Origin of the sequence: Glycomyces sambucus, from assembly GCF_900102815.1 — a bacterium.
Classification (GTDB): domain Bacteria; phylum Actinomycetota; class Actinomycetes; order Mycobacteriales; family Micromonosporaceae; genus Glycomyces; species Glycomyces sambucus.
In genome coordinates this window covers 405,770-421,955 of sequence record NZ_FNGF01000003.1, presented here as the reverse complement: position 1 = coordinate 421,955, position 16,186 = coordinate 405,770, and the positions used below count along the sequence as shown (strand labels likewise).

At 71.5% G+C, this 16,186-nt stretch carries 16 protein-coding genes and 1 tRNA gene; 8 read left to right on the top strand and 9 right to left on the bottom strand.

Going from position 1 to position 16,186, the window contains the following annotated elements:
• Positions 1–5: 5 nt before the first annotated feature.
• On the bottom strand, positions 6–488 hold the full coding sequence (ispF, locus tag BLS99_RS11585) for a 2-C-methyl-D-erythritol 2,4-cyclodiphosphate synthase (protein WP_218126425.1): 483 nt from the start codon (positions 486–488) through the stop codon (positions 6–8).
• A gap of 24 nt (positions 489–512) precedes the next feature.
• Positions 513–1,010, bottom strand: a complete 498-nt coding sequence (locus BLS99_RS11580; RefSeq protein ID WP_091049057.1) for a CarD family transcriptional regulator — start codon at positions 1,008–1,010, stop codon at positions 513–515.
• Positions 1,011–1,418: 408 nt separating this feature from the next.
• On the opposite strand from BLS99_RS11580, the gene BLS99_RS11575 reads away from it, so the two are divergent.
• The gene (locus tag BLS99_RS11575; protein WP_091049053.1) at positions 1,419–2,159 is read left to right on the top strand and encodes a hypothetical protein; all 741 of its coding nucleotides are present in this window, start codon (positions 1,419–1,421) and stop codon (positions 2,157–2,159) included.
• 60 nt (positions 2,160–2,219) lie between these two features.
• Here the strand turns inward: BLS99_RS11575 and BLS99_RS11570 are convergent, their stop codons facing one another.
• The gene (locus BLS99_RS11570) at positions 2,220–2,897 is read right to left on the bottom strand and encodes an exonuclease domain-containing protein (protein WP_091049637.1); all 678 of its coding nucleotides are present in this window, start codon (positions 2,895–2,897) and stop codon (positions 2,220–2,222) included.
• Positions 2,898–3,049: 152 nt separating this feature from the next.
• Between BLS99_RS11570 and recD2 the strand changes: the two genes are divergently transcribed.
• The gene (recD2, locus tag BLS99_RS11565) at positions 3,050–5,266 is read left to right on the top strand and encodes an SF1B family DNA helicase RecD2 (protein WP_091049049.1); all 2,217 of its coding nucleotides are present in this window, start codon (positions 3,050–3,052) and stop codon (positions 5,264–5,266) included.
• Positions 5,267–5,282: 16 nt separating this feature from the next.
• On the opposite strand, the gene BLS99_RS26185 is transcribed toward recD2, so the two are convergent.
• Positions 5,283–5,456, bottom strand: a complete 174-nt coding sequence (locus BLS99_RS26185; RefSeq protein ID WP_176953320.1) for a hypothetical protein — start codon at positions 5,454–5,456, stop codon at positions 5,283–5,285.
• A gap of 2 nt (positions 5,457–5,458) precedes the next feature.
• Positions 5,459–5,950 carry a YajQ family cyclic di-GMP-binding protein gene (locus BLS99_RS11560; protein WP_091049045.1) on the bottom strand — a complete coding sequence of 164 codons (492 nt, stop codon included), beginning with the start codon at positions 5,948–5,950 and terminating at the stop codon, positions 5,459–5,461.
• A gap of 222 nt (positions 5,951–6,172) precedes the next feature.
• Here BLS99_RS11560 and BLS99_RS11555 point away from each other — a divergent pair.
• Positions 6,173–6,257: transfer RNA gene (locus tag BLS99_RS11555), tRNA-Tyr, on the top strand.
• Positions 6,258–6,485: 228 nt separating this feature from the next.
• Here BLS99_RS11555 and BLS99_RS11550 read toward each other — a convergent pair.
• The gene (locus BLS99_RS11550) at positions 6,486–7,688 is read right to left on the bottom strand and encodes a sensor histidine kinase (protein ID WP_091049042.1); all 1,203 of its coding nucleotides are present in this window, start codon (positions 7,686–7,688) and stop codon (positions 6,486–6,488) included.
• Positions 7,689–7,802: 114 nt separating this feature from the next.
• Between BLS99_RS11550 and BLS99_RS27400 the strand changes: the two genes are divergently transcribed.
• The 5 genes from BLS99_RS27400 (at position 7,803) to BLS99_RS11530 (ending at position 12,458) form a co-directional block, all read left to right on the top strand.
• Positions 7,803–7,931, top strand: a complete 129-nt coding sequence (locus tag BLS99_RS27400; protein ID WP_281243580.1) for a hypothetical protein — start codon at positions 7,803–7,805, stop codon at positions 7,929–7,931.
• An 8-nt stretch (positions 7,932–7,939) separates the two neighbouring features.
• Positions 7,940–8,704 (top strand): ABC transporter ATP-binding protein, encoded by a 765-nt coding sequence (locus BLS99_RS11545; protein ID WP_245712229.1) that lies wholly within the window; start codon positions 7,940–7,942, stop codon positions 8,702–8,704.
• On the top strand, positions 8,701–10,668 hold the full coding sequence (locus BLS99_RS11540) for an FtsX-like permease family protein (protein WP_091049035.1): 1,968 nt from the start codon (positions 8,701–8,703) through the stop codon (positions 10,666–10,668). The genes BLS99_RS11545 and BLS99_RS11540 overlap by 4 nt, the downstream gene beginning before the upstream one ends.
• A 531-nt stretch (positions 10,669–11,199) precedes the next feature.
• On the top strand, positions 11,200–12,045 hold the full coding sequence (locus tag BLS99_RS11535) for a siderophore-interacting protein (protein ID WP_091049030.1): 846 nt from the start codon (positions 11,200–11,202) through the stop codon (positions 12,043–12,045).
• A 155-nt stretch (positions 12,046–12,200) separates the two neighbouring features.
• Positions 12,201–12,458: a hypothetical protein gene (locus BLS99_RS11530; RefSeq protein WP_091049025.1), complete on the top strand. Its 258-nt coding sequence runs from the start codon at positions 12,201–12,203 to the stop codon at positions 12,456–12,458.
• 123 nt (positions 12,459–12,581) lie between these two features.
• On the opposite strand, the gene BLS99_RS11525 is transcribed toward BLS99_RS11530, so the two are convergent.
• From BLS99_RS11525 to BLS99_RS11515, 3 genes are all read right to left on the bottom strand, one after another.
• Positions 12,582–13,694, bottom strand: coding sequence for an LCP family protein (locus BLS99_RS11525; RefSeq protein ID WP_143034769.1), 1,113 nt, complete (start codon positions 13,692–13,694; stop codon positions 12,582–12,584).
• Positions 13,695–13,800: 106 nt separating this feature from the next.
• A complete protein-coding gene (locus BLS99_RS11520; protein WP_091049019.1) occupies positions 13,801–14,916 on the bottom strand; it encodes an LCP family protein in 1,116 nt (371 codons plus the stop codon).
• 79 nt (positions 14,917–14,995) lie between these two features.
• Entirely contained in the window at positions 14,996–16,132 is a 1,137-nt protein-coding gene (locus BLS99_RS11515) for an LCP family protein (protein ID WP_091049016.1), read from the bottom strand.
• Positions 16,133–16,186 lie beyond the last annotated feature (54 nt).

Genomic DNA, 16,186 nt, shown 5'->3' with positions numbered 1-16,186 from the left:
GGAAATCAGGGCTGGTACAGCAACGCTACCGCGGTCGCGGCCAGACCCTCGCCGCGTCCGGTGAAGCCCAGGCCGTCGGCGGTGGTCGCGGAGAGCCTGACGGGCGCGCCGACGCAGGCGGCCATGGCGGCCTCGGCCTCGGCGCGTCGCGCGCCGAGCCGGGGCCGGTTGCCGATGACCTGCACGGAGACGTTGCCGACGGCCCACCCGGCGTCGCGGACGCGGCGGGCGGTCTCGGCGAGGAGGGCGGTCCCGGACGCGCCGGCCCATTCCGGCCGGTCGGTGCCGTAGTTGGAGCCCAGGTCGCCGAGGCCGGCGGCGGAGAGGAGGGCGTCGCAGGCCGCGTGCGCGGCCGCGTCGCCGTCGGAGTGCCCCGCCAGCCCCGCCTCGCCGGGCCAGTCGAGGCAGGCGAGGCGGCAGGGCCGGGCGGCGTCGAAACGGTGCACGTCGGTGCCGTGCCCGATGACGTAAGGCAGGTTGGAACTCACGCTGGCGGTCCGCTGGCGGGCCGGCTACTTGACCGGTGCCTCCTGGAGGAGGACCTTGTCGAGGATGTTGTCCGCCTCGTCCTTCACGCAGTCCTCGGCGAGGGCGATCTCGCCGGTGAGGATCTCGCGGGCCTTGGAGAGCATGCGCTTCTCCCCGGCCGAGAGGCCCCGCTCGCGGTCGCGCCGCCACAGGTCGCGGACGACCTCTGCTATTTTCAGCGGGGAGCCGGACGCGAGCTTCTCGACGTTGGCCTTGTACCGCCGCGACCAGTTGGTGGGTTCCTCCGTGTGCGGGGCCCGCAGCACCTCGAAGACCTCTTCGAGGCCCTCGGCACCGACGACTTCCCGGACGCCGACGAGCTCGACGTTCTTGGCTGGAACCTTGACCGTGAGGTCACCCTGTTCGACGCGCAGCACGAGGTATTCCTGTTCGATACCGCCGATGGTGCGAGTCTCTACAGCTTCAACGAGTGCGGCCCCGTGGTGGGGGTAGACAACGGTCTCGCCGACACTAAAACCCATAGGATCGAAACCCCTTTCGCTGTGTCTAGCCTAACACGCCATCGGGGGTTTCCCCGACAGTGGAACGCCACGAATTCCCTGGTCAGTTGGTATGTGACTGATTACTCTACGGCACCTTGGGCTTTCGGCCGCTCCGCGGACGGGGCGAATGAGGCCCAGGTCGCTCCCCCGTGCCGGGCGCCGCTCCCGGGACCGCCGGGCCCGGACCGCGCCCCGCGCCGCGGACGGCGGGGCACCGCCCGGCACCGGGAGCCTCCCGCCCGCCCGGGCCGGGTGGCGCTGCGGCCCAACGGGACCGGCCGGGCCGTGAGACCCAGGTTCCACCGCCGCACCGTCCCGGGCGAGAGGTGAGAGCGAGTCGTCTACGCTGTCGTGAGCATTCCTGTCGGAACTCGGAGAGGACCAGCAGTGGCCAAGGGGATCAGGACGGCGATCACGGCTCGCCGCGCGGCCGCCATCGCGATCGCGGGCGCCGCCGCCGCGGCGCTGTCGGCGTGCAGTGCGGGCAACGAGACCCAGACCGACATGAAGGTCAGCGCGATCGCCGGGGTGAACGTCGACGCGGGCGACCTCGCGCTGCGCGACCTCCAGGTCGAGTTCGACTCGGCCGCGGGCTACGCCGCCGGCGAGTCCGCCGCGCTGCGCGTGTGGATCGGCAACGAGGGCGAGCAGGAGGTCAGCCTCACCGGCGTGGCCGTCTTCGCCAGCGCGGAGGACGCGGCCGAGGCCGCGGCCGTCGGCGACCCCGAGCCCTACCTGGCCGGCACCGTCACCTACGTCGACCCGGCCGCACCCGCCGACGAGCCGAGCGAGAGCCCGAGCGGCGACACCGAGACCCCCAGCGGCGACGCGTCCGAGTCCGCCTCCGAGGCCCCCACCCCCGAGGAGCCGGAGTTCGAGGGCGACCCCGCCATCGACGTGCCGATCGCCCCCTCCGAGTACGCGCGCCTCGACCAGGGCGTCGAGAACGGCCCGTACCTCCTCATCGAGGACCTCGCCGCGGACCTCCCGGTCGGCGACACCCTCTGGATCGTCTTCACGTTCTCCGACGGCAGCACCGCCGACGCCGCGATCCCCACCGGCCAGGACCTCACCGGCGAGGAAGAGCGCGAGTACTACGAGCCCCAGGAAGAAGCCGAAGGGCACTAGCAGCTTCGACGAGACCCCGGTCCGAGCGGACCGGGGCCTCTCGCGTTTACCGGCACCGTGTCATCGGCACAGCGGCCAGCGCCGGTCCACCGCCTCGTCGCGGCCCTTGCGCTTGAAGTACGCCTCCAGGCTCGCCGCGTCCTCCGCGTGCCACCGGATCTGCGACACGTGCAGCTCCTGCGGGGTGAGGTCCCCGACCTCCGGGTGGAGCGCCCCGATCGCGCGCGCCAGCGCCACCGTCGCGGCCGCGTCGCCCGCCGCCGAGTGCGCCCCGTCGTGCACGACCCCGTAGTGCACCGACGTCGCCCCCAGGGTGCGCTTGCCGCGCCGGTACTTGTCGACGCGCTTGTCGAGCACCGACGGGTCGATGACCGACATCCGCTCCCACGCGGGCTGCTCGATCCCGTGCCGCTCCAGCTCGTACGACAGGAGCGTGCAGTCGAAGCCGGCGCGGAACGCCACCACGGGCGTGCCCACGTCGACCGCCGCGCGCAGAGCCGCCGCGACCTCCGCGAGGGCCTCGGCCGCCGGGCGGCCCTCGGCCTTGACGCGCTCGTCGGTGATGCCGTGGACGCGGGTCGCGCCCGGCGGGATCGGCACGCCCGGGTCGATCAGCCACACCAGGTCGCCCGTGCCGGTCACCAACGCGGCCTGCACGATCCGGTCCTTGTCGACCCCGACGCCGGTCGTCTCGGTGTCGAACCCCAGCAGGGGCCCCTCAAACCATCGCTCGCTCATGTCCACACCGTACCGGGGGCCTCCGACATACCCGCCGATGCGCTGCGCGGCGCGACGAACCATCCCGAAAGGGTGCGAGTCCGGCCCGGTGTTCGAAACGGCCGCACCGCTTCACGGAATCGAGTGACGGACCCGGCGTCTACCGTTGCCGGATGGCGGAGGCACAAGGGACCCGGGCGCCGGGCACCGTCCTGGAGGCGGTGCTCGAACGCGTCACGTACGCGAACGAGGAGACCGGCTACACGATCGCCCGCGCCAGCCCCGCCCGCGGCGGCGCCGACCTCGTCACGGTCGTCGGGCCGCTCCTGGGCGCCCAGGTCGGCGAGTCGCTCTCGCTCACCGGCCGCTGGTCGAGCCACCCGAAGTACGGGCGCCAGTTCGAGGTCCAGTCGTACCGGACCGTGCTCCCCGCCACCGTCCAGGGCATCGAGCGGTACCTCGGCTCCGGCCTGGTGAAGGGGATCGGTCCCAAGACCGCCGCGAAGATCGTCGCGCACTTCGGGACCGCGACCCTCGACGTCATCGACGCCGACGCCACCCGCCTCGCCGAGGTGCCCGGGCTCGGCCCCAAGCGCACGAAGGCCATCGCGGCCGCCTGGGAGGAGCAGCGGGCCATCAAGGAGGTCATGGTGTTCCTCCAGTCCGTCGACGTCTCCACCTCCCTCGCCGTCCGCGTCTACAAGCAGTACGGCGACGCGTCCGTGGGCGTGGTCAAGAACGAGCCGTACCGGCTCGCGAACGAGGTGTGGGGCATCGGGTTCAAGACCGCCGACGCGATCGCCCGCGCCGTCGGCATCCCCGCCGACTCGCCCGAGCGCGTCAAGGCCGCCCTCCAGTACACGCTCTCGCAGGCGTCCGACGGCGGCCACTGCTTCCTGCCCGCCCCGAACCTCGTCGCCGACACCGTCGAACTCCTCGCGCTCCCCGCCGGGGCCGTCGCCGCCGCGCTCGCCGAACTCGCGGAGGCGGGCGAGCGGGTGATGGCCGAGGACGTGCCGGTCGGCGACGCCACCGTGCCCGCCCGGTACCTCGCCCCGTTCTTCCACGCCGAGCGCGGCCTCGCCGCCGGGCTCCTCGCGCTCCTGCGCACCAGTGAGGACCGGCTCGGCGCGTTCAAGGGCGTCGACTGGGACAAGGCGTTCGCGTGGCTGCGCCGCCGCGGCGACGCCGAGCTCGCGCCCGAGCAGGCCGAGGCGGTGCGGCTCGCGCTGACCGAGCGGGTCGCCGTTCTCACCGGCGGGCCCGGGTGCGGCAAGTCCTTCACCGTGTCCTCGATCGTGGCGCTCGCCCGGGCGAAGGGCGCCAAGGTCATGCTCGCGGCCCCCACCGGGCGCGCGGCGAAGCGCCTCGCGGAGCTCACCGGGTTCGAGGCCCGGACGCTGCACCGGCTCCTCGAACTGCGGCCCGGCGGGGACGCCGCCTACGACCGCGACAAGCCCCTCGACGTGGACCTCCTCGTCGTCGACGAGTCGTCCATGCTCGACACGGTCCTGGCCAACAAGCTCGTCAAGGCCGTCCCGCCCGGCGCGCACCTGCTCCTGGTCGGCGACGTCGACCAGCTCCCCAGCGTCGGCGCCGGCGAGGTCCTGCGCGACCTCCTCGCCGCCGACACGATCCCGCGCGTGCGCCTCACCCGGATCTTCCGGCAGGCCGCCGAGTCGGGAGTGGTCGCCAACGCGCACAAGGTCAACCGCGGGCAGGCGCCCGAACTCGACGGGTACCCGGACTTCTTCTGGTTCGGGTGCGACGACAACGACCTCGTCGCCGACCGGATCGTGGACATCGTCGCCCGCCGCATCCCCGCCCGCTTCGGGCTCCACCCCGTCCGCGACGTCCAGGTCCTCACCCCGATGCACCGCGGCGGCCCCGGCGCCGGGAACCTCAACGCGCGCCTCCAGGAGGCGCTCACGCCCGCACGCGAGGGCCTGCCCGAGCGCCGCCACGGCGGCCGGGTCTTCCGCGTCGGCGACAAGGTCGTGCAGATCCGCAACGACTACCAGAAGGGCCGCGCGGGCGTCTTCAACGGCACCGGCGGCATCGTCCAGGCCCTCGACACCGTCGCCCAGACCCTCACCGTGCGCACCGACGAGGACGAGGACGTCGACTACGAGTTCACCGAACTCGACGAGCTCCAGCACGCGTACGCCGTCACCGTCCACCGCTCCCAGGGCTCGGAGTACCCCGCCGTCGTCATCCCCGTGACCACGAGCGCGTGGACGATGCTCCAGCGGAACCTGCTGTACACGGCGATCACCCGCGCGAAGCGGCTCGTCGTGCTCGTGGGGTCGAAGCAGGCGCTCGCCGTCGCGGTGCGCACCGCGGGCACCGGCAAGCGGCACACCGGGCTCACGCACCGGCTCGCCGCCTAGGGGCTGCTCCGCGGGGTCACTCCTCGCGCGGCGCCTCGACGGCCCGCTCGCCCTTCGCGGACGGGTACACGACCCAGAACTCCGAGCGCTCGTCCTTCTTGTACGAGCGCTGCGTCACCACGACCATGAGGCCGACCAGGCCCCCGCCCACGACGAACAGGGCGAGCGCCACGGCGTCGGAGACGTCCACGGCTAGCGGTAGTTCGTGAACTGGAGCGCGACCTCGAGGTCCTTGCCCTTGAGGAGCGCGATGACCTCCTGGAGGTCGTCGCGCTTCTTGCCGGTGACGCGGAGCTTGTCGCCCTGCACCTGCGGCTTGACGCCCTTGGGGCCCTCGTCGCGGATGATCTTCCCGATCTTCTTCGCGTCCTCGGTGGAGATCCCCTGTTTGAACGCGACGTCGATCTTCGTCTCCTTGCCCGACTGGCGCGGCTCGCCCGCGTCCAGGGCCTTCAGGGAGATCCCGCGCTTGACGAGCTTCTCCTTGAGGACCTCCAGGGCCGCCTTCGCGCGGTCCTCGGTCTCGGCGGAGATCACGGCCGCCTCGTCGCCGCTGCGGTCCACCGTCGTGCCGGTCCCGCGGAAGTCGAACCTGGTCCCCAGCTCCCGCTGGGCCTGGTTGATCGCGTTGTCGAGCTCCGCGAGGTCGATCTCGGAGACGATGTCGAACGAGGCGTCGGCCATGGCGTCCGGTCCTTCCAGTGTCGTTGGCGGATCACGTCGGCGGCACCGCGGTGAAGCGGTGGAGGACACGACGCGGGGGCGCGACCGCCAAGCTTAGTCCGGGCCCGCCGCCGCACGCGCCCGCGCCCGGACCGGACGGCAGTGAACGCGGTCTCAACGGGGGAGAACCCGCTTGCGCACCCCCTGGGAGGGGACGCTATTCTTGCTCTCGCTACAAGCCACGGCAGGTTACCCAAGTGGCCAAAGGGAGCTGACTGTAAATCAGCCGTCATCGACTTCGCAGGTTCGAATCCTGCACCTGCCACCAGTAGCGGACGGCCCGCCCGGGGAGACCCGGAGCGGGCCTTTCGCGTACCGGCGGGAAAACGCCCGGAACGGGTCCGCGGCGAGGGTGGCTGCGGTCCGGCGGTTGTCGATGATCGGCGGGCCGAGCACGCTCAGTTGGTCGTTGGTCGTTGGTCGTTGGTCGTTGGTCGTTGGTCGTTGGTCGTTGGTCGTTGGTCGTCGGGACCGGCCGGCCCGCGGACCGAACCGCTCACACCTCGACCGTCGCCGCCTCCCGCGGCAGCCACGCCGCCGTCTCCCAGCCGCCCTCCGGGCGCTCCTGCGCCCGCAACTGGCCCCCGACCGCCTCCACGCGCTCCCGCAGCCCCACCAGGCCCAGACCCGAACCCGACAGCGCCAGCGACTCCCGGCCCGCCTTGACCCGCGCGGCCCGCCCGTCGTCGCGCACCGACACCTCCATGCCGTGCCCGCCCGCCGCGGCCACCACCACCCGCACCCGGGTCGCGCCCCGGGCGTGCTTGCGCACGTTCGTCAACGCCTCCCGCACCACCCGGTGCGCCGTCGCCGCGATCTCCGGCGCCACCGCGCCCGCCAGCTCCGGCGAGATGAAGCACGACGCGTCCGTCCCCTCCCGCGTGAACCGGTCCACCAGGTCCTCGATCTGCGACAGGTCGCCCAGCGGGTTCACGCCCCCGCCCGCGTCGTCGTCGCGCAGCATCCGCACCATCCGCCGCATCGACGCCAGCGCCGCCAGGCCCGCCTCCTCGATGTCCGCGAACGCCTTCCGCGGATCGGTCGCCGTCACCTGCCCGGCCTGCGCGAGCACCACCATGCCCGTCACGTGGTGCGCCACGAAGTCGTGCATCTCCCGCGCCAGCTCCAGGCGCTCCGCGCGCCGCACCTCCTCCTGCGTCTCCCGCCGCAGCTTGTCCATCGACCTGAGGTACGCGCCGAAGCCGACCACCGTCGAGATGCCCAGCCCGATGAGCACCGTCCCGCCCACCGCCGAACCCTCGTAGACGAACAGGCGCGCGCCGATCAGCAGGATCGCCGCACCGAGCGCGAACGCCACCCACCGGCCCGGCGCCGCGTCCCAGTGCCGCACCGCGAACAGCAGCAGCAGCCCCAGCGCCATCAGCTCCGCCGACCCGACCCCGCGCGGTCCCTGGTCGTACACGATGTCGATCCCCGTCGCCACCAGCGACGCGACCGCCGCGACCGCGATCCAGTGCTTGCGTCCCGGCCGGTACCAGACGTAGACGCCGATCGCGAACAGCGAGGTCGCGAACTGCACCCACGACACCCACGAGTAGTACGGCGGCTTCTCGTCGGCCATGTGCGAGGACATCTCGGCGATGAGCGCGAGCATCAGCATCGAGACGACGCCGATCTTGAGCAGGCGCATCACCAGCCGGCTGAAGCGGCCCGACATGGCCACCTTGGGAGCGTTCATGTGCTCGAAGGTAACCCGGATTCCGGGCCCCTCCGTCGAACGGCCGACCCGCGGCGCCCGAAACCCGTCGCCGAGCCGAAGCCGAGGAAGCGCGTCCCGGGCGAGGCTTGCCCCATGAACGACGTGCTTCTGAAGATCAGCCTGGAGATCGGCACCGTGCTGGGCCTCGTGCTCACCGCGGTGTTCCTCGTCGCGGGCACCGCGCTGCCCTTCCTCCCCGACCACCGAAAGGCCCGCCGATGAGGCCCCCCATGCTCAGCGCCAGCTCCCTCGTCAAGCACTTCGGAACCGCCCCCGCGCTCGACGGCGTCGACTTCGCCGTCGCGCCCGGGGAATCCGTGGCCGTCACCGGGCCCAGCGGTTCCGGCAAGTCAACGCTCCTGCACTGCCTCGCCGGGATCATCCGGCCCGACTCGGGGGAGGTGCGCCTCTACGACGAGCGCATCGACACGCTCTCCGAGCGGTCGCGCAGCCACCTGCGGCGCACCAGGTTCGCGTTCCTGTTCCAGTTCGGGCAGCTCCTGCCCGAACTGCCCGCGGAGGAGAACGTCGCCCTGCCGCTCATGCTCGGCGGCACGCCGCGCAAGGCCGCGCTCGAACCGGCCCGCGCGCAGCTGCGCAAACTCGGCCTCGAAGGTAAGGAAGGACGCCGGCCCGGCGAGCTCTCCGGCGGTGAGGCCCAGCGGGTCGCGCTGGCGCGGGCGCTCGTCGTCAGGCCCGCGGTCGTGTTCGCGGACGAACCGACCGGGGCGCTCGACCGGACCACCGGCGACCAGGTGATGGGCGTCCTGCTCGACACCGTCGCCGAACTCGACGCGGCCCTCGTCGTCGTCACGCACGACCCGCGGATCGCGGCCCGGTGCACGCGCACCATCGAGATCCGCGACGGGCGCCTCAGCGGGACCCCGCGCACCGGCGACGGCGCGTCCCCCGGCCTCGCCGCCGCCGAGGCGCGACCGGTGGTCGACGGCGACGGCCGGTTCGGGCACGAGCCGGTCGTGGAGGTGTGGCGATGACCGAGCTCGCCTGGCGCCTGACCCGGCTCGGTGGGCGCAGCGCCCTGCTGAGCACCGGCCTGACCGCGCTCGCCGTCGCGGTCGCGACCCTCCTTCTTCAGTTCGCGGTCGCCGGGAACTTCGCGTTCGACGCGCGCGCCGACCGGACCTCGTGGCGCGACGCGCCCGAGGCCGACGGGACCGGGACGGCGGTCATCGCGACCGCCGTCGACCACCTCGGCGGCCAGTCGGTCACCCGCATCGACTTCGCGGCGCTCGACGGCGACGCACCCGCGCCTCCCGGCATGGACGCGTTCCCCGCGCCCGGGGCGGTGTGGCTCTCGCCGGCGGCGGCCGACCTCCTCGCCGACGTGCCCGAATCGGACTTCCTCGCCCGCTACGGCGATGCTGAGGTCGCGGGGTTGCTCGGCGCGGAGGCGCTCGCGCACCCGAACGAGTTGGTCGCGGTCGTGGGCCGCGCCGCCGACGACCCGGCGATGACCGCGGAGCGGTTCAACGCGGACGCGGTGTCGCCGCGCGCGATCGACGGGTTCGCCGGGGGGCGGGCGGACGCGGTCTACGGCTTCTACATGATCCTGATGGTGCTCGCCGCGATCCTGATGGCCGTTCCCGCGGCGGTGTTCGGTGCGGCGGCGGCCCGGTTGACGGTGTCGCGGCGCGACGAACGGCTCGCGACGCTCCGCCTCATCGGCGCGACCCCGGGGCAGGTCATGCGCTTGACGCTCATCGAGACGGTGCTGGCGGCCGCGGCCGGATCGGTGGCCGGGACGGTCGCGTGGATGCTGGTGACGCCCCTGGTCGCGCTGATCCCGATCGACGGCGGCCGCTGGTTCGCGGCCGACCTGTGGGCGGGCGCGCCGTGGATGGCGGCCGTCGCGGTCGCGGTGCCGGTCTTGGTCGCGGTCTCGGCGCTCATCGGGCTCCGCAGCGTGGTGATCAGCCCGCTCGGGGTCGCGCGGCGGGTGAAACCCAAGGGGCTCAGGGCGATCCGGGTGGCGGTGTTCGTGGCCCTCTCGATCCTGTTCATGGTCGCGACCCAGCTCGTCGGCGGGAGCATGGTCGCCGTGGCGATCCTCATCGTGCTCTTCGCCGCGACCCTCGCCGCCGTGAACCTCATCGGCCCGTGGACGGTCCAGCGCCTCGGCCGCACCCTGGCGCGCACCGCCAGGGGCCCCGCGCGGCTCCTCGCGGCCCGGCGCCTCGCCGAGGACCCGAAGGCCGCCTGGCGCACAGTGTCGGGCGTCGCCATCGCGGGCTTCGTCGCCGGCTCGGTCGCGATGTTCCCGATGATGGTGACCGACACCAGCACCCAGTCCACCGAGACCATCGCCGCCATGGTCCCCGCGGCCGACGCCGACACCTTCGCGGCGGCACTGACCGCCGAATTCGGCGACCGGGCCGAGGTCGCGGTCGCCGACGACAGCGGGTTCCTCACCGCCGACTCGGGCGCCGCGGTCATCGAGGCGACCACCTCCGGCGCGGACCTCGAATCGGTGCGCTCCACCATGACCGCGATCCTCCCGGGCGACCCGCCCGAGCGGGAGATCGATTCGAGCATCATGTCGAACCGCATCGTCGGGTCGGTCCGCACCGGCGTGACCGTGGTCCTCGCGGTGGTCTTCGCGACAGCGGCCGTCTCGGCCGCGATCAGCGCCATCGGCTCGGTCCTCGACCGCCGCCAGACCTACCGCCTCCTCCACCTCGCCGGGACCCCGCAAAAGGTCCTCGACCAGGCCCGCCGCCAGGAGGCCCTGCTGCCCTTGGGATTCCTGGGAGGCGCGTCGGTCCTGACCGGCATGCTCCTGACCTCCCCGGTCATCGGCGGCCTGGGCTTCGACGCGAGCGGCGCCCTGATCCTGGGAGCGACCCTCGCAGCCGGCACCGCATCGGTGATCGCAGCCGGATCGCTCTCGCGGCCCCTGCTCGCCTCAGTGATGCGAGACGTGAGCCCGCGCCCCGACTAGGGCCCGAGCTGCCGGTCCCGGCACCGACGGGTCGGAGTTTTTTTGGTGCGGGCGCATCGGCTGGGTGCCGATGCGCCCGCGATCTTCTCCTCGCGAGGGTGTCTGGCAGGAGCCGCGCGGGAGTGCACTCCCGCGCGGTCTTCGGGGGCGGCCCCCGGGGAATCCCACATTCACCGCCAGTCCTGCCAGACCGACTCCACCTCCCTCCTCCTCCAACCACCACCAGAAGAAAGGTGTTTTTGCTACCAACAATCACAGGTCGGGCCCCTGCTGTACAGGATTGATTTCGTGCCTGTGGATAACTTCTGTCCGGGCTGGTGGGAGAGGTTTTGGGGTGGGTGGGCCTACTAAGGCGGGTTTGGTCGTTCGGTTTTCTGCGGGTTGCGGCAGGCGGGGTGGTGGGGTGGCGAGGTACAACTGAGGGTGTGAGGGTTAGGAGAACCTAACCGCTGATCGTCTTGACGAGGCCGACCTCGCGGCTCGAGGGCTTCGCCGAGTGGACGTGTGAGCCGCTTGAACGAAGGAGCCGGTATGGCCGAACGCCGTGGACGCAGGAATCCCGCCCTGAAGACCGCCGAGGTGGTGCGCACCGAGCAGGTCACGCCGCACATGATCCGCGTGGTCCTCGGCGGTGAGGGCCTCGCGGACTTCGAGTGCGGCGACTACACCGACCACTACCTGAAGCTCCAGTTCCCGATCGAGGGCGTCGCCTACCCCGAGCCCTTCGACCTCGCCGCGATCCGCGAGGAGTACCCCCGCGAGCAGTGGCCGGTCACCCGCACCTACACCGTGCGCCGCTGGGACCCCGCCGCCCGCGAGCTCTGGATCGACTTCGTCTACCACGGCGACGAGGGCATCGCCGGCCCCTGGGCCGCGAACGCGCAGCCCGGCGCTCTGCTCCGCTTCGCCGGACCCGGCGGCGGGTACGCGCCCGGCCCAGACGCCGACTGGCATCTGCTCGCCGGCGACGAGAGCGCCCTGCCCGCCATCGCCTCGGCGGTCGAGCGCCTCGCGCCCGGCGCCCGCGCCTTCGTCTTCCTGGAGGTCGAAGGGCCCGAAGAGGAGCAGCAGTTCAAGTCCGCCGGGGACGTCACCGTCGCCTGGCTCCACCGCGGCGCGGCCCCCGTCGGGAGCCGCCTCGTGGACGCCGTCCAGGGCTTCGAGTTCCCGACCGCCGACGTGCAGGCGTTCGTCCACGGCGAGGCCGGGTTCGTGCGCGAGATCCGCCGCTACCTCCGCTTCGAGCGCGAGGTCCCCCGCGAGCGCCTGTCGATCTCCGGGTACTGGCGGGTCGGCCACAACGAGGACGGCTGGCAGTCCTCCAAGCGCGAGTGGAACGCCGTCGACGAGGCCGAAGAGGCCAAGGGAGGCAAGTGAATTCGATCTGAGCGACGCGCATGGGGGCTGCGCTCGGAGCCGGATTCGGGTAGTGTCGCCGGTGCTGAACGTGCGCGGCGCGCTCGGCGACACGGCCGCGCCGGCCCGCACGATCGGCCCCGGCGCCCCGCACCCCTGAGAGAAAGGCCCCGACCATGGCGAGCATCGACGAAGTCCTCACCTCGATCAGCGCGAACGTCGATGCGGTGAACGAGCTCCAGGGCCAGATCGAGGCCAGCAAGGCCCAGGTCGACGAAGTCCTCGGACAGCTCCAGTCCCTCGGGATCGAAGCCGCCGCGAACGCCCTCAACCTCGGCAAGGAGCAGCTGGAGGAGACCAGCGCCATGGCCGCCGCGCTCACCGCGAAGCTCGAAGAGGCCCGGAACTCGGCGGAGCTCGCCAAGCATTCCTGAGCCGCACGGCATTTCTGACTTGCCGAGGACTCCTGAGCCGCCGAGTATTCCTGACGCGTCACGCGTTCCCGAGCGACCCGATCTCCGGGCCTTGCCGGCCGCGACCGCGCGGACGCCGGCTACTCAGTCGGTCGGCTCCTGCGTCGGCTCCCCGTCCGTCTCCGTGTAGCTCTCGGGGTTCGCCGCGTCGCTCTTGACCCATTCGGGGTTCGCGGCCATCCACGCGGCGAGGGTGTCGTTCTGGAGCGCCTCCCACAGCGACGCGGCGGCCTCCGCCTCCGCGCCCTCGTGGATCCGCTCGACCGAGCCCCACTCGGTGCCCTCCTCGGAGGACGCGGGCACCCGGATCGTCGTCATCGCGCCCGGGTCGATGTTCCGCAGGTTCACCGCGAGGTCGGCGATCGACAGGTCGTCGGGCCGGTCGATGGACACCTTGTCCTCCCCGAAGCCCTCCAGCAGCTCGGTGAGCTTCGCCGGGTCCTCCAGGAACCCCTGCTCCTTCGCCTTCTCCAGCAGCGACTTGATGGCCTGCTGTTGGAAGTTCTGCCGCGCGTAGTCGCCGTACAGGCCCAGGTCGTAGTCGATCTGGTCGTAGAACTGGTACCGCTGGCGCACCAGGTCCAGGGCCGCCTCCTTGTCGTACTCGTGGCAGCCCTCCTCGAAGACCCGGTCGGTGTGGTGCGACTGGAACTCCTTCCAGGTGCAGATCTCGACCGTGCCGACGATGTCGACCATCTCCACGAACCCGTTGAAGTCCGCGGTCGCGCCCAGGTGGAAGTCCAGCCCGGTGAGGTCGTGGACGGTGCCCACGACGTTGGCCCGCGTCTCCTCCCAGTCGTCGGAGATCGAGGCCGCGTGGTTGAGCTTGTTCGTGCACGGCTCGTTCGCGTACCCGGGCCCGCAGTCGGGGATGTCCACCAGCAGGTCGCGCGGCAGCGACACCATGGTCGCCTCGGTGAGGTCCCCGTTGACGTGCACCACGATCATCGTGTCGGAGCGGATGGACCCGCCCTGCTTGTCGGTGCCGAGCACGAGGATGTTGAGCGGCCCCTCGATGTGGTCGACGTCCATCTCGGCCTGCGCGTCGCCGAGGATGTCCTCCTGCGGGATCACCTGGTCGGCCTTGTTCACCGCGTACTGCGCCACCGCCGCCGTGCCGCCCGCGACCACGAGCGTGAGGCCGCCCGCGTACGTCATGAAATGCGCCCACCAGGGGGCCCGGTTCCCGCCTGCCATGCGTCTCCAGGGTTCGAAGTCGGTCCGTCCGGTGGTAGACGCCCCGGGACGCCGAAGGGGTTGCCGGGCCGGAGCCGGGCAACCCCTCGTGCTGGAGTCGCGACGCTCAGTCGGTGGTCGCCTCGGAGGACGCGTCCCCCGACGGCTCCTCCGCCGGCGTGGTCGCGTTGCTGCCGGTCTGCTTGACCCACTCGGGGTACTGGGCGATCCACTCGGTCATGGTGTCGTTCTGGAGCGCGTCCCACAGCGCGTCCGCCGCGATCTGCTGCTCCCCCTCGGCGATCACCTCCGAGGACCCGACCTCGGTCTCCTGGGACGTGGCCGGGACCCGGATCGAGGTGATGTCCTCGGGGTTGAGGTCGCGCAGGTTCAGCGCCAGGTCGATGGCGGTCAGGCCGTCGGGGAGGTCGAGGGTCAGCTTGCCCTCCAGGCCCTCCAGGACCTGCGTCAGGCGCGTCGGGTCCGAGGCGTAGCCGTCGGCCTTGAGCTCCTTGATGAGCGCCTTGATGGCCTGCTGCTGCATGGCCTGGCGGCCGTAGTCGCCCCACAGTCCGGACTCGTAGTCCTCGGGCTCGTCCCACGGGTAGCGCTGGCGGATGAGGTCGAGGGCCTCTTCCTTGTTGTAGTAGTTGCAGCCCTCGGGGAAGACGCGGTTGTCGCCGTGGATCGACTGGATCTCGTGCCACGGGCACAGCTCGATCTCCTCGACGAGGTCGACGAGGTCCATGAAGCCGTTGAAGTCGACGGTGGCGCCCATGTGGAACTCGACGCCGGTGAGGTTGTAGATCGTGTCGACGACGTTGGCGCGCGTGACGTCCCAGTCGTCGGAGATCGAGGCCGCGTGGTTGAGCTTCTGCATGCAGGTGTTGTTGCCCCAGTCGGGGCCGCAGTCGGGGATCTCCACGTACAGGTCGCGGGGGAGCGACACCATCGACACCTGGGTGAGGTCGGCGTTGACGTGCACCATGATCATGGTGTCCGACCGGGTCGAGCCGCCCTGCTTGTCGACGCCGAGCACGAGGATGTTCAGCGGCCCCTCGATGTTCTCGACGTCCATCTCGGCGCGGTTGTCACCGAGGATGTCCTCGGCCTCGATCGTGTTGTTCGCCGTGTGGAGGGCGTACTGGGCGATGCCCGCGGTCGCCCCGGCGACGACCATCGTCACGCCGCCGGCGTACATCATCAGGTGGGCCCACCAAGGCGCGCCGCTCTTCACTGCCATGCTTCTCCCAGGGTCTGGACAGCATTATCCCGTACTGACAACGCTTCGGCCACACCCCCCGGTTGCGCCCGGACCCAGGCTAATCGTCCGACGCCGAGGCGGCGCCGGTAGGGGTCGAGGTCGAGGCGGGGGAGGTGGTGGCGCAGTCCGGTGCGGAGTCGCCGCTGAGCCAGTCGGGGTACTGGCACGCCCACTCCTCGACGGTGTCGCCCTGGATCGCCTCCCACAGGGCGTCGGAGGCGGTCTCCTCGTCGGTGCCCTCGTGGATGAGCACGTACGAGGTCCCGTTCAGGTTCCCCTCCGAGGAGGGCGTGCCGATGGAGAGGATCTCGTTGGGGTCGATGTCGCGCATCTGCGTGATCATGTCGACCAGGTTGTAGCCGCCGACGTCGACGGTGAGCGCGTCGCCGAACGAGCCGAGGAGCTCCACGGCCTTCGCCGGGTTGGTCGCGTAGCCCTGCTCCTTGGCCGCTTCGAGGATCTTCTTGATGGCCTGCTGCTGCATCTTCTGGCGCCCGAAGTCGCCCCACGTGCCGTTGGCGTAGTCCTCGTCCCAGTCCCAGCCGTACCGTTGGCGCACCAGGTCGAGCGCGTCCTTCTTGTCGTACTGGGCGCAGCCGGCCTCGAACGTCTTGTCGGTGTGGATCGAGGTGATCTCGTGCCACGGGCACAGCTCGATCGTGCCGAGCTCGTCGACCATGTCGAGGAAGCCCTCGAAGTTCGCGATCGCGCCGCCGTCGAACTGGATGCCGGTGAGGTTGGTGATGGTCTCGGCGGTGTTCTGGAACGACTCGCCCCAGTCCTCGGAGTACGCGAACGCCTCGGTGAGCTTCGTCTGCTCGGCCGGGATGCCCGAGGGGATGTCCACGAGCAGGTCGCGCGGCAGGGAGATCATCGACACCTGCGTGAGGTCGGCGTTGACGTGGACGATGATGTCGGCGTCGGTGCGCGCCTCGCCGCCCGCGTCCACCCGCTCGTCGGTGCCCAGGACCAGGAAGTTGAGCGGCCCCTCGATCGCGGCGCCCTCCTCGGTCTCGACGCGCTGGTCGCCGAGCAGGTCCTCCTGGTTCACCGAGTTGTTCACGAGGTTGAGGCTGACCTGGGCCGCGATGGCGCCGCCGCCGGCGACGACCATGACCATCGAGCCGGTGATGACCATCGCCTTCGCCCACCAAGGCGAGGTCGCCTTGGCAGCGTGCTTGATCGGGTCGCTCATTGCCTCTCCCGGAACTACAGACGGGGTGTCGCAGCACAGCCGGGGGCGGCTGGC